The organism is Acidaminococcus sp. (genome assembly GCF_050873445.1).
GTDB lineage: Bacteria > Bacillota > Negativicutes > Acidaminococcales > Acidaminococcaceae > Acidaminococcus.
Genome location: NZ_JBNMIU010000040.1, coordinates 1 through 22,066, shown reverse-complemented (window position 1 = coordinate 22,066; position 22,066 = coordinate 1). Strand labels below are relative to the sequence as shown.

General features: G+C 55.0%; 22 protein-coding genes and 1 tRNA gene. 18 read left to right on the top strand and 5 right to left on the bottom strand.

Annotated features, from left to right (window positions below; genetic code table 11):
* Positions 1 to 228 precede the first annotated feature (228 nt).
* Positions 229 to 600, top strand: coding sequence for a four helix bundle protein (locus ACR0QW_RS07805; RefSeq protein WP_432643129.1), 372 nt, complete (start codon positions 229 to 231; stop codon positions 598 to 600).
* A 135-nt stretch (positions 601 to 735) separates the two neighbouring features.
* Positions 736 to 1,005, top strand: a complete 270-nt coding sequence (locus tag ACR0QW_RS07800) for a hypothetical protein (protein WP_432643128.1) — start codon at positions 736 to 738, stop codon at positions 1,003 to 1,005.
* A gap of 85 nt (positions 1,006 to 1,090) precedes the next feature.
* On the opposite strand, the gene ACR0QW_RS07795 is transcribed toward ACR0QW_RS07800, so the two are convergent.
* Together ACR0QW_RS07795 and ACR0QW_RS07790 are read right to left on the bottom strand one after the other, a co-directional pair.
* A tRNA-Leu gene (locus tag ACR0QW_RS07795) sits at positions 1,091 to 1,177 on the bottom strand.
* 62 nt (positions 1,178 to 1,239) lie between these two features.
* Complete coding sequence (locus tag ACR0QW_RS07790; RefSeq protein WP_432643127.1) at positions 1,240 to 2,046, bottom strand: hypothetical protein; 807 nt, start codon at positions 2,044 to 2,046, stop codon at positions 1,240 to 1,242.
* A gap of 233 nt (positions 2,047 to 2,279) precedes the next feature.
* On the opposite strand from ACR0QW_RS07790, the gene ACR0QW_RS07785 reads away from it, so the two are divergent.
* Together ACR0QW_RS07785 and rbr are read left to right on the top strand one after the other, a co-directional pair.
* Positions 2,280 to 3,572: a copper amine oxidase gene (locus ACR0QW_RS07785; RefSeq protein WP_432643126.1), complete on the top strand. Its 1,293-nt coding sequence runs from the start codon at positions 2,280 to 2,282 to the stop codon at positions 3,570 to 3,572.
* Positions 3,573 to 3,694: 122 nt separating this feature from the next.
* Entirely contained in the window at positions 3,695 to 4,237 is a 543-nt protein-coding gene (gene rbr, locus ACR0QW_RS07780) for a rubrerythrin (protein ID WP_432643125.1), read from the top strand.
* A gap of 50 nt (positions 4,238 to 4,287) precedes the next feature.
* Here the strand turns inward: rbr and bioB are convergent, their stop codons facing one another.
* A complete protein-coding gene (gene bioB, locus ACR0QW_RS07775; protein ID WP_432643124.1) occupies positions 4,288 to 5,268 on the bottom strand; it encodes a biotin synthase BioB in 981 nt (326 codons plus the stop codon).
* 517 nt (positions 5,269 to 5,785) lie between these two features.
* Here bioB and ACR0QW_RS07770 point away from each other — a divergent pair.
* Positions 5,786 to 6,061: a glutaredoxin family protein gene (locus tag ACR0QW_RS07770; RefSeq protein ID WP_432643123.1), complete on the top strand. Its 276-nt coding sequence runs from the start codon at positions 5,786 to 5,788 to the stop codon at positions 6,059 to 6,061.
* A gap of 280 nt (positions 6,062 to 6,341) precedes the next feature.
* On the opposite strand, the gene ACR0QW_RS07765 is transcribed toward ACR0QW_RS07770, so the two are convergent.
* On the bottom strand, positions 6,342 to 6,824 hold the full coding sequence (locus ACR0QW_RS07765; protein ID WP_432643122.1) for a QueT transporter family protein: 483 nt from the start codon (positions 6,822 to 6,824) through the stop codon (positions 6,342 to 6,344).
* The gene (gene nadE, locus ACR0QW_RS07760) at positions 6,821 to 8,728 is read right to left on the bottom strand and encodes an NAD(+) synthase (protein WP_432643121.1); all 1,908 of its coding nucleotides are present in this window, start codon (positions 8,726 to 8,728) and stop codon (positions 6,821 to 6,823) included. The genes ACR0QW_RS07765 and nadE overlap by 4 nt, the downstream gene beginning before the upstream one ends.
* 196 nt (positions 8,729 to 8,924) lie before the next feature.
* Between nadE and thrC the strand changes: the two genes are divergently transcribed.
* From thrC to secF, 13 genes are all read left to right on the top strand, one after another.
* Positions 8,925 to 10,427, top strand: coding sequence for a threonine synthase (gene thrC / locus ACR0QW_RS07755; protein WP_432643120.1), 1,503 nt, complete (start codon positions 8,925 to 8,927; stop codon positions 10,425 to 10,427).
* A gap of 288 nt (positions 10,428 to 10,715) precedes the next feature.
* Positions 10,716 to 12,230: a 4Fe-4S dicluster domain-containing protein gene (locus ACR0QW_RS07750; RefSeq protein WP_432643119.1), complete on the top strand. Its 1,515-nt coding sequence runs from the start codon at positions 10,716 to 10,718 to the stop codon at positions 12,228 to 12,230.
* Positions 12,231 to 12,319: 89 nt separating this feature from the next.
* Positions 12,320 to 13,051: a YebC/PmpR family DNA-binding transcriptional regulator gene (locus ACR0QW_RS07745; protein WP_432643118.1), complete on the top strand. Its 732-nt coding sequence runs from the start codon at positions 12,320 to 12,322 to the stop codon at positions 13,049 to 13,051.
* Positions 13,052 to 13,158: 107 nt separating this feature from the next.
* On the top strand, positions 13,159 to 13,656 hold the full coding sequence (gene ruvC / locus ACR0QW_RS07740) for a crossover junction endodeoxyribonuclease RuvC (RefSeq protein WP_432643117.1): 498 nt from the start codon (positions 13,159 to 13,161) through the stop codon (positions 13,654 to 13,656).
* Entirely contained in the window at positions 13,653 to 14,270 is a 618-nt protein-coding gene (gene ruvA / locus ACR0QW_RS07735; protein ID WP_432643116.1) for a Holliday junction branch migration protein RuvA, read from the top strand. Before ruvC ends, ruvA begins: the two co-directional genes overlap by 4 nt.
* Entirely contained in the window at positions 14,271 to 15,284 is a 1,014-nt protein-coding gene (ruvB, locus tag ACR0QW_RS07730; RefSeq protein ID WP_432643115.1) for a Holliday junction branch migration DNA helicase RuvB, read from the top strand.
* Positions 15,281 to 16,594: a SpoIID/LytB domain-containing protein gene (locus tag ACR0QW_RS07725; protein WP_432643114.1), complete on the top strand. Its 1,314-nt coding sequence runs from the start codon at positions 15,281 to 15,283 to the stop codon at positions 16,592 to 16,594. Before ruvB ends, ACR0QW_RS07725 begins: the two co-directional genes overlap by 4 nt.
* 14 nt (positions 16,595 to 16,608) lie before the next feature.
* Complete coding sequence (queA, locus tag ACR0QW_RS07720) at positions 16,609 to 17,625, top strand: tRNA preQ1(34) S-adenosylmethionine ribosyltransferase-isomerase QueA (protein WP_432643113.1); 1,017 nt, start codon at positions 16,609 to 16,611, stop codon at positions 17,623 to 17,625.
* A 19-nt stretch (positions 17,626 to 17,644) separates the two neighbouring features.
* Positions 17,645 to 18,766, top strand: a complete 1,122-nt coding sequence (gene tgt / locus ACR0QW_RS07715; RefSeq protein ID WP_432643112.1) for a tRNA guanosine(34) transglycosylase Tgt — start codon at positions 17,645 to 17,647, stop codon at positions 18,764 to 18,766.
* Between the two features lie 6 nt (positions 18,767 to 18,772).
* On the top strand, positions 18,773 to 19,180 hold the full coding sequence (gene yajC / locus ACR0QW_RS07710) for a preprotein translocase subunit YajC (RefSeq protein ID WP_432643111.1): 408 nt from the start codon (positions 18,773 to 18,775) through the stop codon (positions 19,178 to 19,180).
* A complete protein-coding gene (locus ACR0QW_RS07705) occupies positions 19,180 to 19,755 on the top strand; it encodes a 5-formyltetrahydrofolate cyclo-ligase (protein ID WP_432643110.1) in 576 nt (191 codons plus the stop codon). Before yajC ends, ACR0QW_RS07705 begins: the two co-directional genes overlap by 1 nt.
* A 12-nt stretch (positions 19,756 to 19,767) precedes the next feature.
* A complete protein-coding gene (secD, locus tag ACR0QW_RS07700; protein ID WP_432643109.1) occupies positions 19,768 to 21,015 on the top strand; it encodes a protein translocase subunit SecD in 1,248 nt (415 codons plus the stop codon).
* Positions 21,012 to 21,896 carry a protein translocase subunit SecF gene (gene secF / locus ACR0QW_RS07695; protein WP_432643108.1) on the top strand — a complete coding sequence of 295 codons (885 nt, stop codon included), beginning with the start codon at positions 21,012 to 21,014 and terminating at the stop codon, positions 21,894 to 21,896. The genes secD and secF overlap by 4 nt, the downstream gene beginning before the upstream one ends.
* Positions 21,897 to 22,066 lie beyond the last annotated feature (170 nt).

The window sequence follows — 22,066 nt, the reverse complement described above, 5'->3', positions numbered from 1 at the left end:
GATACCACATACACATGATTGTGTTCAATAGGTTGGGTCTAAAATGAACACGTCAATTTTAAAGGATTCAAATTGCAGGCTGTCCAATTTTGTGGGTAGGTACTACTCTTAAAAAGTGTCCATACTTATGGGTACAGTATAGGAAACGGTATTGCTTCTTGCTTGAATGGATTTGCTATAATAAAACTATTGGATGTACGAAAAATCGATGCTGAAGGAGTTGACCTTATGGCAAAAATCGTAACTTATCAGGACTTGGTCGTTTGGCAGAAATCGATGGAATTGGCAAAAAGCATTTATCACTTTGTCTGGAGCCTGCCACCGGAAGAAAAATATGCACTTGGCGATCAGATGCGCAGGGCAGTTGTTTCCATTCCTTCGAATATTGCAGAAGGGCAGGCAAGAAAAACCACAAAAGATTTTGTCCATTTTCTTTATATTGCCAGAGGATCCAATGCAGAACTGATGACCCATTTGCTGTTATGCCAAAGCTTTGGATATATCGATGAAAAGAAACTTAGAAACTTAAAAGAAGATAGTGATGAAATTGGCAGGCTTCTGAACTCCCTGATTAAAACCCTGAAGAGCAAAGCAGAGTAAAGAGTTCCTTCAATATCCACTGACCACCACCCACTAGCTATTGCTTTTCATGCGGCTATGAAATTGTTTTTTCACTAATCACTAACCACTCTAACCACTAATCACTAATTTCCATTTGACCAAAGGAGGAATCTCATGACGCGACTCGAATCTTTGACCAACGCTCTCGTCACTGCTGTCACCGACCTTGGATACCCGGCCGAGCTGGGCGAACTGATGGCCCGGAACCTGGGGACAGAGAGTACGGTAGAGCGGATGCTGCAGTATGTGCTGCGGGTGCAGCCGCCCACGGCAGAAGAAATGGTGGACGAAATGCTGGCCATCTGCGATGAACGGGACAAATGGGTGCAGAAGAAAAAGAATGAGTATTATAACCGGAAGGTGAATGAGTGGATCAATCGATAGGAATGATCCTTCGGCTAAAGGTGCCTTATCGGCCAGAAACCACAAAAAAGACCTGCTGCTGCGCAACAGGTCTGGTTGATGAATTTGGTGCCGAAGGCCGGACTCGAACCGGCACGTCTTTTGGGACGCTTGATTTTGAGTCAAGTGCGTCTGCCAATTCCGCCACTTCGGCACTTGCGATATACATCACAATATAATTATTTTACCATGGCACTATTTTCCTGTCAAGAAAAATCATACGTCCAAAGTCTTGACTTCGCCCAGCTTCACAGGACCACCAATGGCCATGCCGGTGATCTGGTCGTCTTTCCAGTAGGCTTCGATGTCGATGCGGCCGCCGGGTTCCAACAAGGACGATCCCACGGACCTTTTCTGACGCTGGGCCAGAGCAGCAGCTACGGCGGCGGATCCGCTGCCACAGCTCTTTTCGTGATACAGGGTCCCCGTGGCGGTGACATAGACAATGGGAATCACTTTCAACGTGCTGATTTCCACCAGCATGAGTCCATAAGCTTCCGGTTCCGGTCCCCGGGAAATTTCCCGCTGGAGGGAATAAAAAAATTCATCCTGGTCGATTTCATCCACGTTCAGGGTGAAATGCACGTAATGGGTGATGCCGGGCAGCACGATTTCCTGGCATTCTACGCTTTCCCGGTCATAGGAAAGGCTCCGCCTGGACAGGGAAAGGGGAGGGGGCAGTTCTACGCTGGCCTGGTAGTTGTTTTCACGTACTTTCCTGGCATGGACGGGCAGGGGTTTGTCGCAGCCGCTGCAGGTGACCTGGAAATCCCTTTCTTTTTCGCCCAGGACATGCAGGGCATAGGCACCGGCGCTGCGGGTGGCATTGCCGCAGAATTCGCCGCCCATCATGTCCACTTTGGGCTGGCCTTCCACCATGGACAGGCATCCAACCTGTTCAATGGAAGAGTCACTGGCCAGGAGCTCTTCGTTCAATTTCCTGCGTTGCTGCGGCTCCACCGGATCCAGGACGAACAAGGTGACGTTGCCGCTGGGGTCGGCTTGTACAGTTCGGATTTTCATAGGCAACTTCCTTTCTGGCGTTGTGTATCATGAATACTTCAAATATTTCCATAACTTAATTTTTCATAACTTAAAATTATACTTTAATTATAGCGAGCCAGGGGGGATTATACAAGGGGATTAACCTGATTTTTGTACGTCTTCTGAAAATAATTAAAAAACAGTTCCAATGTGGTACAATAAAAAATGTTTGCTGGACAGCAGACAATGAAGTAAAAATGGAGGCAGTTTTTTTGAATGGATTCAAGCGATTGATTGGCTTTCTTTGTGCCGGAGTGGTACTTTTGCTCCCCTGGGGGAACGGAGCTTCTGCTTCGGATGTACAGGATCTGGCCTGGCAGGATGGGGTACCCTATTACCGGCAGATCCAGGGAAATATCACCCACGGGGGTCCGAAACTGATTTTCTCGGACAGTCCGGAAATGGTGGGTAAAATCGGCATCATGTACAGGGATACGGTAAGCGGTCCGGTGCGTCTGTTTTTCCACCATGTGAATGATACAGGGACGGACAAGCGGCTGGCAGTGATGCTGCGGCGGACCACCATCCGTTCTACAGCTGTGTCCTTTGGCAGAAACGGCATCTCCCGGCCCAACGAGGACTGGCTGGCGGCTGGCAGGGAAGCCCAGATGAAATACTACAGCTCGGTTCCCAATGGCCGCAGGCTGGTGCTGGATGGTCCACGGGATATCCTGAACAACGGCAGGGGTTATATCCTGCATCCGCAGGAACTGGTCACGGGCATTGTGGATCTGAAATTCGACAAACCGGTGGAAGTTTCTTTCATTATGATGCCCGTGGATGCAGATCCCCGGATTTCGGCGGAAGTATATTCCATTTTGCCGCCGGACGAAGGGGACCATGTGCTGCGGGGTACCTTTGAAGGAGCCGATGTAACGGTGACTCTGCCCGGTGCCTTTCCAGCGGACAGAGGGGAAATCTGGGGCGTGAAGCTGGCAGACGATGTAGAGGATCCCTACGTACGGGGCATCGATGTGACCCGGAATGAACCGGTGGTGGATTATGGCAACTACGGGGTCATGTATGCGGTGAATTTCCAGACCCGGGGCAACAGTGCGACCCAGTTGCGGTTCAATCCCTACGGAGGTGCCTATGCCGGAGAAGGGGTACTGAGCCTGAGCGGGGAAACGGCCAAATATATTCGGATTCCCGATGACCGGCAGTCTTTCGGCTGGAACGGGGATGGAGAAACCATGAAACTGGGCGTAGTACCTGCCGGCAGGAGCGGCACGTTCTTCTTCTCGCCTCCCGGGTCCTCCAATTTGCCGGTGCGGATCTTCTGGGAGGGCATCCGGGGAGAACGGAAAGTGCAGCCTGCCAGTGAGCAGAAGGACAATCTGGAACAGAGGCGCAGCCAGCGGCGCAGGAAAAAGGCAGCACCTGTGAAGAAAGAGACGGCCCTCAAAGATCCTGCCAGGAAGGCTGCTGCGGAATCTGGCAAAACGAAAAAATCCACCACGGAAAGCCTGCTGGATCGGATCGATCGAAGTATGACAATCAACTAAATAAAAATAATTATTAAAAAGGCTTGAATATTTTCTAGGTTTGCGGTACACTAACCTTATAGTGAGGGGAACGAAAATCCACCCGATCAACAGACGACAAGGATGTAGAGGAGGAATTGACAATGGCTGAATTGAAAGGTTCTCAAACTGAAAAAAATCTGTGGACGGCTTTTGCTGGTGAATCCCAGGCTTATAACAAATATGGTTATTATGCAAGTGTTGCCAAGAAGGAAGGCTATGAACGGGTTGCCCAAAACTTCCTGGAAACTTCCGGCAACGAAAAAGAACATGCCAAAATCTGGTTCAAGGCCCTGCATGGCGGTTCCATCCCTGATACGGTAGCCAACCTGAAAGATGCTGCTGCCGGCGAAAACCATGAATGGACCGAAATGTACAAGGAATTTGCTGAAACGGCTGAAAAAGAAGGCTTCAAGGATCTGGCCTACAAATTCAAGGCTGTGGGTGCTATTGAAAAACACCATGAAGAACGGTACAGAGCCCTGCTGAAGAAAGTGGAAGACGGGACTATGTTCCAGCGCAGTGAGAAGACCGTATGGATCTGTTCCAACTGCGGCCATATCGTAGAAGCTGAAAAGGCTCCGGAAGTATGCCCGGTCTGCGCTCATCCGAAATCCTATTTCATGGTCAACTGCGAATGCTTCTAAGAGCATAAAAAAGAGGACTGTCGCTGCGGCGGCAGTCCTCTTTTGTTGTTTTACCGGTTGGTCAGGCCCAGTTCCTTGAGCATTTCCATATCTTCTTTAATGGTGGTCCCGCTGGTAGTCAGCATATTGCCGGTGATGGAGGCGGAGGCGCCGCTCTTCAGGGCCGTGGCACCATTCTGGGGCAGCAGTTTGCGGCCGGCGGCCAGGCGGATGTTGGCGGTGGGGTTGATGAACCGGAAAATGGCGATGGTCCGCAGGATGTCATCGGCGGGCAGGGGCTTGCGGCCTTCCATGCCGGTGCCGGGGATGGCCATCAGAGCATTGATGGGGATGGATTCGATCCCCAGGCTCTGCAGGGTGAAGGCCATGTCGAGCCGATCCTGCCAGGTTTCTCCCATGCCGATGATGCCGCCGGAGCACACGCACATGCCTTCGGCCTGGGCGGCTTTGATGGTGCGGATCCGGTCGTCAAAGGTATGGGTGGTGCAGATGTGGGGGAAGAAACGGCGGCTGGTTTCGATGTTGTGGTGGTAGCTGGTGACACCGGCCTGGCGGAGACGGTGCAGCTGCTCACGACTGATGATACCGTGGGAGGCGCACAGATCGATGGTCAGCTTGTCACGCATATGGCTGTAGATGGTCAGGGCCTTTTCGAAATCTTTGCCTGCCAGGGCACGGCCGCTGGTGACCATGGCGAACCGGTTGGCTCCGGCGTCCTGGTCGGCTTTGGCGGTCTTCATGATTTCATCCTCGTCCAGGAAGCCGTATTCTTCACACCCGGTGTGATGGCAGGCTGCCTGGGCGCAGTATTTGCAGTTTTCGCCACAGCGGCCGCTGCGGGCGTTGATGATGGTGCAGAAATCCACGTGGTTGCCGCAGAAGTGGGTCTGCAGCCGGCCGGCTTCTTTCTGGAGTTCGTCCAGGGGCTGGGTCAAAAGGTCCTGTACTTCCGGGTCGGTCTGCTTCAGACGGTACCCATCGATAATCCGGTCAGTCAACGCACGCAATGCTTCGCTCTTCAATATGCTCATCCCTTCTGGTATAATATATAGTATAATTTGTATTATATGAAAATGACAAAATAGCGTCAACATAAATTTTAATGAGGTTAACGTAAATAACTGAACCTGGAGAGAAGGTTTACCGGGCGACACGGCTTCGCCGGTCTTGGTAAACCACTACGGATTATGATCGGAATTTTGACGCATGGAATCTGGGAACGGACGTCCCTCATGGGCCATCCCTACGGATTCGAATCGGAACTTTGGCGGGATGGAATTTTGACTGCCAGACCTGGGAACGGACGTCCCTCATGGGCCATCCCTACGGATTCGAATCGGAACTTTGGCAGGATGGAATTTTGACTGCCAGATCTGGGAACGGACGTCCCTTATGGACCGTCCCTACGGATTCAAATCGAATTTCCGATGCAGCTCCGTAGGGGTCTGCCAAGATTTTTGCCGCAGGCAAAATATCGCCCGGCAGATCCATCCCTGGCCTGAAAACAATGAAGATGTTTTATTATACTTTTTTTAGGAGGAATCGATTATGGAAAAACTGCTTTTCATTTACATGGATGGGTGTCCATACTGTCACATGGCGGCGGATGTATTGGCTACACTGACCAATGAACATCCGGAATACAGCAAGATCCCGGTGGAAAAGGTGAACGAGACCACGGAACCGGAAAAGCTGAAGGGCCGCAATTATTACTACGTCCCCACATTCTTCTACGGGGACGAAAAGATTTACGAAGCCAAGCCCGGGGATGACAAGCCCAAGATGGAAAAAATCCTGGGTGCGTTTTTTGCAAAACATGCATAAGAAAAAAGCAGCCGCTGCGAAACGGCTGCTTTTTTGTCATACGTCATACGCCAAAGAGTAAAAATTTGCCATCGGCAAATTTTGGGAATGTGGGGGCGGTTTGGTGAAGTGCTTGCGGGGAGAAATGGAACGGGTTTACCGGGCGACACGGCTTCGCCGGTCTTGGTAAACCCCTACGGATTGCAGACAGACTTCCGGTTTAGCGCCGTAGGGGCGGACCAAGGGTCGCAGAGCGATCCCGCCTGGTGCGCCCATCCCGGGCCTCCCAATGGGCCACGAATCACGAAACAATCCCTCGTTTTTTTAACACCTTCATCACCATCGGTCCCAGTACCGTTACGCTGATGAGTTCGCCCAGGCCGATGTAGGCCATGGCAGCACCTGCCGATAAATCAGGAGGCAGGGCGGCCAGGTAGTACAGCTCGCCGCCGATGAGCAGCCCGTTGCTCACTACTGGCAGCAGGGAGGCCACCCACACGTTGGGACACCGGTGCATGGGGAACACGCCCAGGAATGTAGCCAGAGTGCCGATGACCATGTCAGCAATCCCGAAGGGGCTGTTCAGATTGGCCAGAAGGCAGCCTATGGTCAGCCCGGGTACCCAGCGCCTGTCATAGAAGGCCAGCAGTGTCAGGCATTCCGAAATCCGCACCTGGATGGGGCCATAGCTCAGCGGCGCCAGGCACAGGGTCAGGGCTGCATAGATGGCGGCCAGAAGCCCATTCTGGAACAGGCCTGTTTCGCCGGGGCACAGTCCCTTCATGCTTCATCTCCCAGTACCTTGGCCTTCAGAGCCAGGTACTTCCGGGAATAGTAGGCGGGCAGCTGGCTTTCCCGCTGGTCATATCCATAGGCCCGGCGGGAAACGGCCAGGATGGGCGGCGCCTGGATCCGTTTGGCCACGGACAGGCCGCAGAACAGCTTCCACCACCGTTCCAGATCGGAGATGAAATCCCTGGCCGTGGGGAACAATTTGTCTGTCAGACCTTTTTCGCAGCCCAGGTGTTCTTCCAGGGTGTGGTCCAGGTACCACTGCAGAAGTTCTTCGGGACTGGTTTTGTTCCAGCTTTCCACAAAGGCACGGAGCAGGTAATCATGGTACGGATATACCAGCGGGTCACCGCCGTTCCCTACGGTCTGGGCTGCGGACAGTTCCGCACTGGGCTTGATCTTGAAGATCTGGTCCGGAATCACTTCTTTATGGAATACTTCTTCATTTAAATATCGTCCCAGAGCGTATACCTGGTGTTTCCACAGGTCCCCGATCAGGGCCAGCACCCCGGCGATGTCCCCGTAGAAAGTGGCATAGCCCACGGTCATTTCCGCCTTGTTGGAGTTGCAGCTGAACCCGCCGCCGAAGATGGAGGCCAGGCCGGCCAGCACCCGGGCGCCCCGGTCCCGGGCCTGGATGTTTTCCGTGGCGAAGGGCGTCACCGTCAGATGGGCATCAGTTCCGGTGCCATAGTTGTGGACAGGTGTCTCGCTGAACTGGCGGATGGTGTGGTCCACCACTTCCTGGATGGGGATGATGGTGTAGTTGGTGCCCAAAGCCTCGGCCATCTGCTGGGCCAGCCCTTTGGTCAGGGTGGAGTTGTACTGGCTGGGCATGTTTGCCAGAAGTACGTTCTCAGGTCCCAGGATGTCCACATAGAATGCGGCAGTGACCGCAGAGTCGATACCTCCGGATACGCCGATGGTCATCTTGCGGATGCCCAACTGCTGCAGGAAGGCAGCGGCCCCGTAGCGCAGAGCGGTGTAGAGGGCTTTCATGTCGCTGGGCATGGGCTGCAGGCCCCGTTTTCCACTGATGGCTCCGGTGTCCGGATTCCAGTCCGCTACCAGCAGATCTTCTTCAAAAGCCGGGGAATCGGTGATGCTTTCCCCGCGGGCATCGTACATGCAGCTGCAGCCATCATAGGTGAACACATCCTTGCCGTTGTTCTGGATGCCCACGTTGTTGCAGTATACCAGAGGGATCCCGCTTTGACTGGCCTGGCGCACGAACAGGTCATGGCGCTTCCGGTTCTTCTGATAGGTATAGGGGGAACAGGACAGGTTGCACAGGATCTGGGCCCCGTTCTGCCGCAGCAGTTCCGGTACATTATAATGGTAGTTATCTGTCCAGCCATCTTCGCACAGGAGAACCCCCAGCTTTACGGTACGTCCTTTCAGGGTCACGGTCACCGGCTGGATCAGCTCCTCCATGGTGGTGCCGACGGGCAGTTCCGGAAGCAGTTTGGCCGTACTGAAGAAATACCGGGCATCATCGAATTCCCGGTATTCGGGCAGAGAAGTCTTGCTGATGAACGGATAGGGCAGGCCGCCCTTTTTCAGCTGGCCGTCCTGGGCCACAAAGGCCGCATTGTACTTCCGCACCCGGCCGTCTTCATTCACTTTTGCCGGATCGGTGGCGATGTTGCCGAAGACCACACAGATGCCTTTGGCAGCGGCAATGATTTCCTTTCCATATTCTTCGCAGTCGGCGATGAACGCCCGCTGTTCCCACAGATCGCCCAGCAGATAGCCGGGGACCATGAGCTCCGGCAGAAGGAGCAGGTCCACACCGGTGGCTCTGGCTTTTCGGATGGCGTCCAGGGCCCTTTGGGTATTGGCGGCCGGCTGGCCTGGCTTTACCTGGATCTGTGCACACGCAATTTTAATATCCATTTGTTTCTCGCTCCATAAATTGATATAATAACAAAATAAACAACTTGGTTCCATTATAACAAATGGGGGAAAGATAGAAAAGCACGGCTCCGGGGAACCCCGCGCCTTTCGAATAAAACGAAGAAATGCCAAAAGTTGCGTATATACAGGGGTTATGCTATGATACCCTTGCGATATGCAGAAAGTAGGGGGGACTATGTTATACATTAGTACAAGAGGGAAAACGGATATGGTGAGTTCGGCTCACGCAATTTCGAACGGATTGGCTGCGGACGGCGGGCTGTTTGTGCCCAAGGAATTCCCGCCCATCAGCCTGGCAGAAATCGACGCTATGCGGGAACAGCCGTACAGCGCCCGTGCCCTGACGGTGCTGGCCCGTTTCCTGACGGACTACAGCGAAGAGGAACTGCGGAATTGTGTGGAAACGGCTTACCGCAAAGAACGGTTCGGAGATTTTCCGGCACCGCTGCATCCGTTGAAGGACAACCTGGATGTACTGGAACTGTGGCATGGTCCCACCTGTGCGTTCAAAGACATGGCTCTGCAGATTTTGCCTCTGTTTCTGACCAAGGCCGTGCAGAAGACGGGGGAACAGAAAAAACTGGTGATCCTGGTGGCTACCTCCGGGGATACCGGCAAGGCTGCCATGGCAGGGTTCGCCGATGTGCCTGACACGGAAGTCATCGTGTTCTATCCCCAGGAAGGGGTCAGTGACATCCAGAAGCTGCAGATGATCACCCAGCGGGGAAAAAATGTGCACGCAGTGGCCGTGGAAGGCAACTTCGACGATGCCCAGACCGGTGTGAAGGTACTGTTCGGCAGCAAGCCGCTGGCTGAAGAACTGCAGGAACATGGCTGTGCTTTCTCTTCTGCCAACTCCATCAACTGGGGACGGCTGGTGCCCCAGATCGTATACTACTTCAGCGCCTATGCGGATGCTGTGAACAGCGGCCGGATCGAGAACGGGGCTCCCGTGAACTTCGCCGTGCCCACCGGTAACTTCGGCGACATCCTGGCCGGATACTATGCACGGCTGATGGGGCTGCCGGTGAAGAAATTCATCTGCGCTTCCAACAGCAACAATGTGCTGACGGACTTCATCAATACGGGCGTGTACAACCGGAAACGCCCCTTCCACAAGACCATTTCTCCGTCCATGGATATCCTGGTGTCCAGCAATCTGGAACGGCTGCTGTTCGAGGAAACGGATCACGATGCTGCCCAGGTGGCTGAATGGATGAAGGAACTGAACGAAAAGGGCGAATACAAAGTCGGTGTGGAACTGCAGAACAAGATCCTGAAAGACTTCTTCGGTACCTGGGTGGATGAAGTGGAAACACGGGAGACCATCGGGGATGTATTCAACAATTACGGATATGTGATGGATCCCCATACGGCTGTAGCCTACAAGGCCATGGAAAAATACCGGCTGATGACCAGTGACGATACCTACAGCATCGTGCTGAGTACGGCCAGTCCCTTCAAGTTCAATGACGTGGTGCTGCAGTCCATCAACCCGGATCAGTTCGAAGGCAAAGAAATGGATCCTTTTGCTGCCATGGAAGAACTGAGCAGGGAAGCCAAGCTGTCCATCCCCAGAAGCATGGAAGAGCTGCCCAAACTGGAAAAACGCCAGAGCGACGTAGTGGACAAGACCCAGATGGAAGCGGAAGTCAAGAAAGTGCTGGGGCTGGAATAACAGAATACAAAAATAGGGGCTGTGAAATCATCTTCACAGCTCCATTATTTTGCCCGCATCAGCTGGTTTCCATCGGCTGGGCACCAATCACTACCCGCTGGCCACTGCATCTCCCATAAGCAAAATAGCGTACCCCATATAAGGAAAAATGTATGCTAAAGTGTAACGTTTGTTGCAGTTTTATACAAAAATATACAGTTACCTCCTTATTTTTTCTAAGAAAATATGGTATGATAGAGAGCATGTAGAATGATCGTTATATCTTTTTGATTCAAAGGGGAGCAAAAGATGGAAGTCACTGTAATTACCAACATCAGACGGAAAGTGTTGACCATGCTGTCGAAGATGGCCTATGATGGGAATCTGCCGGATCACGTCTATGATATCCTGCAGATCGTCAACGAAAACACTCCGAGAACCCGATGCTGCGTACATAAAGAGCGGGCAGTCCTAAAGGAACGGATCTGCGTGGCACTGGGTGTGGATACCGATATGAACATCATCGATGCCGCCAACAAGGCCATCAACGAACCGGTGGACCGGAACCAGCATGTCATCGCCGTGCTGCCGGAAGGATGCAGCGCCTGCCCGGTGAATAAATACATGATTACCGATGTGTGCCGCCGCTGCCTGACCCACCGCTGCATGAACGGGTGCCCGAAGAAGGCCATTTCCGTGTATCAGGGCCGGGCCCACATCGACTACGATATGTGCGTGGAATGCGGCAACTGCAAACGGGCCTGCCCGTACGGCGCTGTGGTGGAAATCGCCCGTCCCTGCGAAAATGCCTGCAAAGTGCATGCCCTGCATACCGGAGCCAACAAGAAGGCAGAAATCGACAAGAACATCTGCGTGGAATGCGGTGCCTGCCGTGGGGCCTGTCCTTTCGGTGCCATCGAAGAACGGAGCCATATCGTTCAGCTGATCCAGGCAATCAAGAGCGGCAAGAAAGTGGTGGCGCTCCTGGCGCCTTCCTTCGTGGGCCAGTTCGGCCTGAAGGTACAGCCGGGCCAGATTGTGAAGGCCTGCAAGGAACTGGGCTTCTACACGGTGAAGGAAGTAGCGGTGGGGGCCGATATGACTGCCATCGCCGAAGCCGAGGAATTCCTGGAAAAGGTGCCCACGGGCAAACAGAAGGTCATGACCAGCTCCTGCTGTCCGGCTTTCGTGGCTACGGTGAAACGCCATGCTCCGGAACTGGCTGACTGCATCTCCGATGCGGTGTCTCCCATGGTGGCCCGCAGCAAACTGGAGAAGCACAACCACCCCGGCGCCCTGACCTGTTTCATCGGGCCCTGCATTGCCAAGAAGGTGGAAGCCCGGGAACATCCGGAAGACATCGATTTCGTACTGACCTTCGAAGAACTGAAGTGCATGATGGACAGCCGGGATATTGATCCGGCCAAGTGCGAGGTGGATCCCTTCCACGCCGCTTCTTCGGCTGACGGATGCAGCTTCCCGCAGGCTGCCGGCGTAACCCAGGCTGTCAAGGACTATGTGAAGGAAACCCATCCGGATGTGGATGTGGACAGCCTGAAGACCGTGTACTGCAACGGGCTGGAAGAATGTCTGGCTACGCTGAAGGACATCGAAGGCGGCAAGCTGGATGTCCAGTACGTGGAAGGCATGGCCTGTCAGAAAGGCTGCCTGAACGGACCGGGCGCCCTGACCGAACCGGGCCTGACCCGCGTGCTGCTGAAACGGTTCGCCGGGACTACCCAGGCCACTTCTTCCGCTGACATCAAAATGGCTGTGGACGGTGTGAAGAACGTGGATATGGAACGGGTATATTTGCGCAAATAACTAGAGTGTGATAAAATAGCCGGGTATGAGTACGTTGAAAACAGGGCTCCATACCCGGCGTTTTCGAATTTATGTAGGAGGAATCTAGAATGTCAGGACATTCCAAGTGGGCGAACATCAAATTTAAAAAAGGCAAAGCAGATGCGCTGCGTGGGAAAATCACCACGAAGATCGGCAGAGAAATCACCATCGCTGTACGTATGGGAGGCCCTGATCCTACTGGTAATATGAGACTGAAACTGGCTTTGTCCAAGGCCAAGGCCAACAACATCCCCAAGGACAACATCAAGAGAGCCATTGCCAAAGGGCAGGGCGCTACCGAAGGGTCCAACTATGAACAGATCACTTACGAAGGCTACGGCCCCGCCGGTGTGGCCATCATGGTGAGCGCCCTGACGGATAACCGGAACCGGACTGCTGCCGATGTGCGGCACGTGTTCTCCAAAGGCGGGAACATGGGTGAATCCGGCTGTGTAAGCTGGATGTTCAAGAACAAAGGTGTATTTACGGTGGAAAAAGAAGGGGCTCCTTCTGAAGATGAAGTGATGGAAGTGGCACTGGATGCAGGGGCTGAAGATATGCAGACCCTGGATGATGCCTATGAAATCACTACCGCTCCGGAAGACTACGATGCTGTGGAAAAGGCTCTGGCCGACCACAACATCGAAGTAGCCATGAGCGAATTGTCCCTGATCCCGGATAACACCATCGCCGTGACCGGAGAAGATGCAGAAAAAGTCCAGAATATGATCGATGCTTTCAACGATCTGGACGACGTGCAGGACGTTTATACGAACGCTGACCTGCCGGATGAAGAATAAGGGGTGCGTGCCGAACAGGCATCCCGGGAGACCATAAGGCCGGCCGGCTGGGGAACTTTTTTCCCCGGGGGCCGGCTTTTTTAACCATGAGAGAGGGAATTTGAAACATGCTGGCATTGGGAATCGACCCGGGTACGGCAATCTGCGGCTACGGACTGGTGCGCCTGGAACGGAGCCGGCTGATTCCCGTCCATTACGGGGCGGTCTTTACAGATAAGGATATGCAGCCGGAGCTGCGGCTGAAAAAAATCTATGAGGAACTGACGGCGCTCATTGCGGAATACAAGCCGGATTTCATGAGCGTGGAAAAACTGTTCTTCAACCGGAACGTGACCACGGCCATCGCCGTAGGCGAAGCCCGGGGCATCATCCTGCTGACGGCGGCCAATGCGGGTCTGCCGGTTTACGGTTATACGCCCATCCAGGTGAAACAGGCCATCACAGGCACCGGGCGTGCGGACAAGAATCAGGTGACCTATATGGTGCAGAAACTGCTCCATATCCAGGAAAAACCCAAACCGGATGATGTGGCCGACGCCCTGGCCATTGGCATTACAGGGCTGAACTTCATCCGGGAACAGGAACTGCGGGAGAGAATGCGATGATCGGATTCATTACCGGCCGGATCGACCATATGGGAACGAATTTCATCCTGGTGGACACGAACGGGGTAGGGTACCGGATCTTCATGAACACCGGTGACCTGGCCCGGTTGCAGGTGGACCAGAAAGTGAAGGTGTATACGTATCTGTCGGTGCGGGAAGATGCCCTGCAGCTCTTTGGATTCCTTTCCTATGACGCCTACAGTCTGTTTACCCAGCTGATCACGGTGAGCGGCATCGGGCCCAAGATGGCCCAGGGCATCCTGTCGGCATCCAAGGTGGACAGCTTTTACCTGGCAGTGAAGAACCGGGACGTGAAGTTCCTGACCAAGCTGCCGGGCATCGGCAAGAAAACGGCAGAACGGCTGCTGCTGGAACTGAAGGACATGGTGGTGCCGGAAGGGCTCCAGGACGAGGACGGCAGCGGTCCTTCCTTCAATGAAGAGAATTTGGATGACGATACCACCACCCTGGGGGCTGTGGCCGAAGGGCTGGCCTCTCTGGGCTTCCGCCGGGATGAGATCGACGGGGTCCTGAAGCGGCTGCATGTGAAACCGGAAAGCACTGTGGAACAGCTTTTGGACGAGGCACTGAAAATGCTATATCGGAGGGGTTAAATGGAAGATACCAATCGTGTGATCGCCGGGCCGGAGCAGGCCCAGGACGGCTGGCAGTACAGCCTGCGACCCCGGCGGCTGGCAGAATACATCGGCCAGAGCAAAGTGAAAAAGAATATGGAGGTGTTCATCCAGGCGGCCCTGAAACGGAAAGAGGCCCTGGATCACGTCCTGCTGTACGGGCCGCCCGGCCTGGGGAAGACCACCCTGGCCAACATCATCGCCAACGAACTGAATGTGAATATCCGGATTACCAGCGGTCCGGCCCTGGAACGGCAGGGGGATCTGGCGGCCATTTTGACCAACCTGAGCGACAGCGATGTCCTGTTCATCGATGAAATCCATCGGTTGCCCAAGACGGTGGAGGAAATCCTCTATTCGGCCATGGAAGACTATGCCCTGGATATCATCATCGGCAAGGGGCCGGCAGCCCGTAGCGTGCGGCTGGATCTGCCCCGGTTCACGCTGATCGGGGCCACCACCCGCATGGGGTCCATTGCGGCACCGCTGCGGGACCGGTTCGGCGTCATCTGCCATCTGGAGTTCTACACTCCGGAGGAACTCCAGATTATCGTGCAGCGTGCGGCCGAGATCTTAAAGGTGAACATCGAACCAGAAGGTGCCTACGAAATCGGGCGCCGCAGCCGGGGGACGCCCCGGGTGGCCAACCGGCTGCTGAAACGGGTGCGTGACTTTGCCGAAGTGGCGGGGTACGATACGATTACCCGGGACGTGTGCCGCAGTGCCATGGAACGCCTGGAAATCGATGATCTGGGCCTGGATCAGAATGACCGCCGCCTGCTGCAGAAGCTGGTGAAGGATTTCGGAGGCCGGCCTGTGGGGGTGGATACCCTGGCGGCATCTCTGAACGAAGAGGCGGAAACACTGGAAGACGTGTATGAACCCTATCTGATGCAGCTGGGTATGCTCCAGCGGACCCCGAAAGGGCGGCAGGCTACCCTGGCGGCTTACCAGTACCTGGGGGTGCCCTATCCGGAGGATCATGGAAAATGAAGAAACGGCTGGCTTTTTTCCTGTGTGCGTTGCTGCTGCTGGTAAGCAGTGTGGCCCTGGCGGATTCCGCCGGTCCCAAACTGCGGGTGGGCCTGGCTGTGGACCAGTTCTCGGCCCAGGTGAGTTCCACCGGCAAGATCAAAGTGGTGGACGGCAGCGGCCGGACTACGGTCCCGGCGCCAGGCAACCATTACGTGAGCGTCAAGCAGGGAAGCCTGTATGCGGACCAGAAAAAACTGGCGGGCAGCACGGCATCCCTTTTGGCAGCGGACCCGAAAAATCCGGTGCTGGTGAATCAGAAAAAGTACCGGGGCGCCCTGACAGTGCTGCTGAACAGCGGGAAGAAAAATCTGAACGTGGTGAACATACTGCCTCTGGAACAGTATCTGTACGGCGTGGTAGCGAAAGAGGTGCTGCCGCTGTGGCCGGATGAAGCTATCAAGGCCCAGGCTGTGGCGGCCCGTTCCTTTGCCCTGTATTCCATGGACAATCCCAAATATGCCAATTTCGACATCCGGGCCAATGAAATGGGCCAGGTGTACGGCGGTATCGAAGGGGAGAATGCCAATACCACGAAACTGGTGGATGCCACCCGGGGCATGGCGGCTCTGTACGAAGGGAAACCCATCCAGGCGGTGTTCCACAGCAGCAGTGGTGGATATACGGAAGCGGCCAGTGCCGTGTGGGGAAAGAACATCCCCTACCTGCAGGCCGTGAAAGATTATGACCAGGATTCTCCCCGTTACGCCTGGAACAAGGCCTTTACCCGGGTGCAGCTGTCCCGGCTTTTGAGCCAGGGCGGGTACGAACTGGGCGAACTGCAGGGCATCCGGCTTTCGGCCCGCACGGCGGCGCCCATGGCCTATACCCCGGACCGGGGCGTGTCAGGCCGGGTGAAGCGGCTGACTTTCGTGGGATCCAAAAAGAGCGTGACCCTTACCGGCAGCCAGGTGCGGAGCCTGCTGGCCCTGAACAGCACCCTGTTCGACGTGAATATCGGACTGGAGCGGCCCAAAGAGCTGGACGTGACCATCACCAACGGCTATGGCTATCCGGTGGGCAGGAAGACCATCCCTATCAACGAAAAGGGCGGAACTGATTCCGCTTCCGTGGGAGACCTGCATCTGTTCACCGGTGTGGAGGGGGAAAAAGCCACCTTCACCGGCAACGGCTGGGGACACGGCGTTGGACTCAGCCAGTGGGGCGCCCGGGGCCTGGCTCTCAGCAAGGCAGCCAGGGGCAAACGTGATTATTATAAGACCATCCTGGCCCATTACTACCAGGGTGTGAAAATCAAACAAGTATATTAGAGGAGTTAAGAAACATGGATGTAACGGATTTTGATTATGATCTGCCCAAAGAGCTGATCGCCCAGACACCGGTGGAACCCCGGGATTCTTCCCGGCTGCTGGTCATGGACAAAAATACCGGGGAACTGGAGCATCGGCATTTCTATAACCTGCCGGAATACCTGAAGCCTGGCGACCTGCTGGTATTCAATGATACGCGGGTGATCCCGGCCCGTCTCCACGGGTTCAAGACCACCGGGGCCCACGTGGAGGTATTCCTGCTGACCCGTAAGAACGCCACGGACTGGGAGGTCCTGGTGAAACCGGGCAAGAAGCTGCAGAAGGGCGCCCAGATCAAGTTCAGCGATAAACTGAGCTGTGAGATCCTGGATACCACCGATTTCGGGGGCCGGATCGCCCGGTTCCATTACGACGGCATCTTCGAGGAAATCCTGGACCGGCTGGGCGAGACGCCGCTGCCGCCCTATATCCACGAGAAGCTGAAGGACAAGGAACGGTACCAGACAGTGTACAACCGGGAACGGGGCAGTGCGGCCGCACCCACCGCCGGCCTGCACTTCACGAAAGAGCTGCTGAAGAAAATCAAGGACATGGGTGTGGAGGAAGTGTTTGTCACCCTGCACGTGGGGCTGGGGACCTTCCGGCCGGTGAATGAAAGCCGGGTGGAGGACCATAAGATGCACAAGGAATTCTATACGGTGTCCCAGGAAGCCGCAGACGCCATCAACAAAGCCAAGCGGGAAGGCCGGCGGATCATTGCCGTGGGCACCACCAGTGTACGGACTCTGGAGAGCGCCGGAGCCAGCGGCGAAATGAAAGCCGGCGGCAACTGGACCAATATCTTCATCTACCCGGGCTTCCAGTTCAAGTTCGTGGATGCCCTGGTGACCAATTTCCACCTGCCCCAGAGCACGCTGGTCATGCTGGTCTCCGCTCTTTCCAGCCGGGAGAGGATCCTCCACGCCTACAAGGTAGCTGTGGAAAACAAGTACCGGTTCTTCAGCTTTGGCGACGCCATGTTCATCCATTGATTCCATAAGAGGAGAGGTTATGCAATCAGTCTATTTCGAACTCATCAAGGAAGACCCCCGGAGCGGGGCGCGGCTGGGCAAGCTGCACACTCCCCACGGGACTTTCGATACCCCTATGTTCATGCCGGTGGGCACCCAGGCTACGGTGAAGACCCTGACTCCGGAAGAACTGTATGACATGCACGCCCAGGTGATCCTGTCCAATACGTATCACCTGTTCCTGCGGCCGGGCACGGAGCTGATCCGGAAGGCCGGAGGCCTGCACAAGTTCATGAACTACAAACGGGGCATGCTCACAGACAGCGGCGGTTTCCAGGTGTTCAGCCTGGGCGAAATGCGCAAGATCACGGAAGAAGGGGTCATGTTCCGGTCCCATCTGGACGGTTCCAGACAGTTCCTGAATCCGGAAGTGGCCACCAAGGCTCAGGAGGACCTGGGTGCGGACATCATCATGGCCTTCGATGAATGCATCCCCTATCCGGCGGACCATGCCTATGCCAAGCAGTCCACGGAACGGACTACCCGCTGGGCCAAACGGTGCCTGGAAGCCAAGACCCGGGAAGACCAGGGTCTGTTCGGCATCATCCAGGGGGGCATGTATCCGGATTTGCGGGAATACAGCGCCAAGGCCATCACGTCCATGGATTTCGCCGGGTTCGCCATCGGCGGCCTGTCCGTAGGGGAACCCCATCCGCTGATGTATGACATCCTGGACAAGACCACCCGGCATATGCCCAAGGACAAGGCCCGCTACCTGATGGGCGTGGGTACACCGGACTGCCTGGTGGAAGGGGTGAATCTGGGAGTGGATATGTTCGACTGTGTGTATCCCACCCGGGTGGCCCGGAATGGTACGGCCATGCTTCCCACAGGGCGGCTGGTGGTGCGCAATGCCCAGTATGCGGAAGACTGGCGTCCCATCGACGAGCACTGTGACTGCTATACCTGCCGGCACTTCAGCCGGGCCTACATCCGCCATCTGTTCAAGGCGGAGGAAATCCTGGCTCTGCGTCTGTTATCTATACATAATCTCCATTTTCTGTTAAAATTTGCAGAGGATATGAGAAATGCCATCGCTAATGATACGTTCCCGGAATTCAGGGAATCATTCTTAGCCAATTATGAGACAAACAGGAGGTAATTGCAGATGGAAAACTTGCTTCAAATGGCCTGGCCTTTTATTTTGATGGGGGCAATCTTCTATGTGATGATCTACCGTCCCCAGAAACGGGATCAGAAGAAACGCAGTGAAATGCTGGATTCCCTGAAAATCGGGACCAACATCGTCACAATCGGCGGCATCTTCGGCACCATTACCAAGGTACAGGATGACCGAATCCGCATCAAAGTGGCCAGGGGCGTGGAAATCCACATCCGGAAGAGCGCTGTGGGCGGCGTTGTGACTACGGCTTTCGACCATGGCGGCAAACCGGCTGAAAAGAAGGAAGAGGAGAAGGAAGCTGTCAAGGCAGAACCGGAACAACCGGTGGAAACTCCTCAGGCGGAAGCTGCTGAAGAAACGAAAGCGGCAGAAGGGACCGGAGAAAGCAAATAATGGACAAGAAAGCGGTCCGGCTGGAGATCAAGGAGCGCATCAAGCGCCTGAACCAGCGGGAAATCCATAAATTCAACCGGGAAATCAACAGCCACATCGTGAACAGCCGGCTGTTCCTGGAAGGAAAGGTGATCATGGGCTATCTGGGTGAACCTGGGGAAGTGCTCATCGACCAGGCCCTCCAGACGGCTCTCAATATGGGCAAGACTGTCTGCGTGCCCCAGATCCTGGAGGCTCCGGGGGAAATGCAGGCAGCCCGGCTGGTGACGCTGAAAAAATTGGGACGGGACCGGTATGGCATCCGGACGCCCCAGGAATCTGCGGAAGTAGTGGCGCCGGAGGATATCGACCTGGTACTGACTCCGGGACTGGGCTTTACGCCAGACGGGGAACGGCTGGGCCGGGGTGCCGGCTACTACGACCGCTTCCTGCCACGGTGCACCAAAGCGGTTCCCATGGCAATCGGGTATGAGGTACAGGTGCAGAAAGAACTGCCCACCAATGCCCACGACGCAAAAGTCCGTTACTTGTGTACCGAAAAAGGCCTGCGGGTATGTAAGACAAACGGAAAATGAGGAGGAATCATTTTGGAGGCTAAAAATCGGGTCAAGCTGCTGGTTTCAGTGCTGGCCATCATCATTGCGTTTGCCGTATTCATCAAGCCTCTGGCCAGTACGGTCAAACAGGGCCTGGACCTGCAGGGTGGTACCCATGTGGTGCTGCAGGCACAGCCTACGGAAGAAGCCAAGGTGGACGATGACGCCATCAACCGCTCCATCCAGATCATCGAACGCCGGGTCAACGAACTGGGCCTGACGGAACCGGTGATCCAGCGCCAGAGCAAGGATAAGATCATTGTGGAACTGCCAGGGGTCAAGGATCCGGAAAAGGCCATTGCCATGCTGGGCAAGACGGCTATGCTGGAATTCAAGGACATGGACGGCAATACCGGGCTGACCGGTAAGGATCTGCAGGATTCCAAAGCCAGTGCAGATCAGAGCGGAAATCCTGTGGTCACTCTGAAATTCAACGAAGATGGGGCAAAGAAATTTGCTGATATGACCGCCCGGAACGTGGGCAGGCAGATTGCCATCCTGCTGGACGGCCAGGTACTGACTGCTCCCCGGGTCAATGAACCCATTACCGGCGGCAATGCCCAGATTACCGGTTCCAAGGATGCCAAGGAAGCCGAACATCTGGCCATCCTGCTGCGCAGCGGATCCCTGCCTGTGAAGCTGGAAGTCGTCGAAAACCGGACCGTAGGGCCTACCCTGGGCCAGGATGCCAAGGATGCCAGTGTGAAGGCGTTTGCCATCGGTCTGGCTGGCGTGTTCCTGTTCATGCTGCTGTATTATCGTCTGAGCGGGCTGGTGGCTGATATCGTGCTGCTGCTGTATACCCTGCTGCTGCTGGCGGTGATGAAGGGCCTGAACGCTACGCTGACCCTGCCGGGCATCGCCGGGATCATCCTGTCCATCGGGATGGCTGTGGATGCCAACGTGCTGATCTTTGAACGGTTCAAGGAAGAAGCGAAAAAAGGCAAGACCTTGCGGGCGGCTGTAAGCGCCGGCTTCTCCCGTGCTTTTACCACCATCCTGGATTCCAACGTGACCACTTTGATGGCGGCAGCGGTGCTGTTCTATCTGGGGACCGGCCCCATCAAGGGGTTCGCCGTGACCCTGGCTCTGGGCGTACTGATCAGTATGTTCACCGCTGTGACGATTACAAAATTCATCCTCAGCGCCCTGATCGGCAGCCGGTTCTTTACGAATCCGGCCTGGTATGGGGTGTGGGGCCTGAATCATAAAAAGGAAAAAGAGGAGGCGGCACGATGAAAAAATTCTCCATTGTACAACATGCCAAGATCTTCTTTTCCATTACGGCCATTGTCCTGATCGTGGGGATCATTTCCATGTTCACCCGGGGCTTCAACCTGGGCATTGACTTTACTGGCGGCAGTATCCTGGATGTGAAGTTTGCCCAGCCGGTGACTGTTTCCCAGGTACGGAGCGTGCTGAGCAGCCATGATCTTGGCAACAGCATCATCCAATTGGGCAGCAGTGATCAGCAGGTGGAAAGCAGTGAATCGGTGCTGATCCGGACCGGGCTGATTTCTGACAGCCAGCGGGTGGAAGTCATGAACGACATGACTGACAAGCTGGGCCAGAATGAAGTGCAGCGGGTGGAAAACGTAGGTGCCACCGTCGGCAAAGACCTGGTGAAGAGTGCCGTGGGCGCTGTGGTCCTGAGCTGGGTGCTCATGATCATCTACATCACCATCCGGTTCGAGCTGCGGTTCGCTTTGGCGGCCATCGTAGCCCTGATCATCGACGTCATGGTGACCCTGAGCTGGTTCTCGGTGCTGCATCTGGAAATCGATTCTTCCTTTGTGGCAGCTCTGCTGACCGTTGTGGGGTATTCTGTCAACGGCACCATTGTGGTGTTCGACAGGATCCGTGAAAACCTGCATACCCATCGGCGCAACGAGAGCATGGGGGATCTGGTGGATGCCAGCATCTGGCAGACCATGACCCGGAGCGTGTACACCACGCTGACCACCCTGTTTGCCGTGGTAGCCATTTTCCTGTTCGGCGGAGAGACCATCCACAATTTCTCCTTTGCCATGCTGGCAGGGTTCTGCAGCGGGTTCTATACCTCTACCTTCCTGGCAGGGAGCATGTGGCTGTTCTTCCGGAAGAAAATTGGGAGAAAGTGATTGAAAAAACTGTCGCGCGCTGCGCGGCAGTTTTTTTGGTTCTTTGTCAAATGTTGGGGCGAATTTCAAATCATCCACCATTCATGGACGTGAGCATTTTTGCTTACGTCCATCTTTAATTTAGTTTTACCTTAGACAACAGTAATATCCTTCCTCGAAATCGTTTAAAG

Bases quoted from the DNA above. Each gene is read 5' to 3' on its own strand.
- ACR0QW_RS07805 (WP_432643129.1), top strand. From the start codon at position 229: ATGGCAAAAATCGTAACTTATCAGGACTTGGTCGTTTGGCAGAAATCG.
- ACR0QW_RS07800 (WP_432643128.1), top strand. From the start codon at position 736: ATGACGCGACTCGAATCTTTGACCAACGCTCTCGTCACTGCTGTCACC.
- ACR0QW_RS07790 (WP_432643127.1), bottom strand. From the start codon at position 2,046: ATGAAAATCCGAACTGTACAAGCCGACCCCAGCGGCAACGTCACCTTG.
- rbr (WP_432643125.1), top strand. From the start codon at position 3,695: ATGGCTGAATTGAAAGGTTCTCAAACTGAAAAAAATCTGTGGACGGCT.
- bioB (WP_432643124.1), bottom strand. From the start codon at position 5,268: ATGAGCATATTGAAGAGCGAAGCATTGCGTGCGTTGACTGACCGGATT.
- ACR0QW_RS07770 (WP_432643123.1), top strand. From the start codon at position 5,786: ATGGAAAAACTGCTTTTCATTTACATGGATGGGTGTCCATACTGTCAC.
- ACR0QW_RS07765 (WP_432643122.1), bottom strand. From the start codon at position 6,824: ATGAAGGGACTGTGCCCCGGCGAAACAGGCCTGTTCCAGAATGGGCTT.
- nadE (WP_432643121.1), bottom strand. From the start codon at position 8,728: ATGGATATTAAAATTGCGTGTGCACAGATCCAGGTAAAGCCAGGCCAG.
- thrC (WP_432643120.1), top strand. From the start codon at position 8,925: ATGTTATACATTAGTACAAGAGGGAAAACGGATATGGTGAGTTCGGCT.
- ACR0QW_RS07750 (WP_432643119.1), top strand. From the start codon at position 10,716: ATGGAAGTCACTGTAATTACCAACATCAGACGGAAAGTGTTGACCATG.
- ACR0QW_RS07745 (WP_432643118.1), top strand. From the start codon at position 12,320: ATGTCAGGACATTCCAAGTGGGCGAACATCAAATTTAAAAAAGGCAAA.
- ruvC (WP_432643117.1), top strand. From the start codon at position 13,159: ATGCTGGCATTGGGAATCGACCCGGGTACGGCAATCTGCGGCTACGGA.
- ruvA (WP_432643116.1), top strand. From the start codon at position 13,653: ATGATCGGATTCATTACCGGCCGGATCGACCATATGGGAACGAATTTC.
- ruvB (WP_432643115.1), top strand. From the start codon at position 14,271: ATGGAAGATACCAATCGTGTGATCGCCGGGCCGGAGCAGGCCCAGGAC.
- ACR0QW_RS07725 (WP_432643114.1), top strand. From the start codon at position 15,281: ATGAAGAAACGGCTGGCTTTTTTCCTGTGTGCGTTGCTGCTGCTGGTA.
- queA (WP_432643113.1), top strand. From the start codon at position 16,609: ATGGATGTAACGGATTTTGATTATGATCTGCCCAAAGAGCTGATCGCC.
- tgt (WP_432643112.1), top strand. From the start codon at position 17,645: ATGCAATCAGTCTATTTCGAACTCATCAAGGAAGACCCCCGGAGCGGG.
- yajC (WP_432643111.1), top strand. From the start codon at position 18,773: ATGGAAAACTTGCTTCAAATGGCCTGGCCTTTTATTTTGATGGGGGCA.
- ACR0QW_RS07705 (WP_432643110.1), top strand. From the start codon at position 19,180: ATGGACAAGAAAGCGGTCCGGCTGGAGATCAAGGAGCGCATCAAGCGC.
- secF (WP_432643108.1), top strand. From the start codon at position 21,012: ATGAAAAAATTCTCCATTGTACAACATGCCAAGATCTTCTTTTCCATT.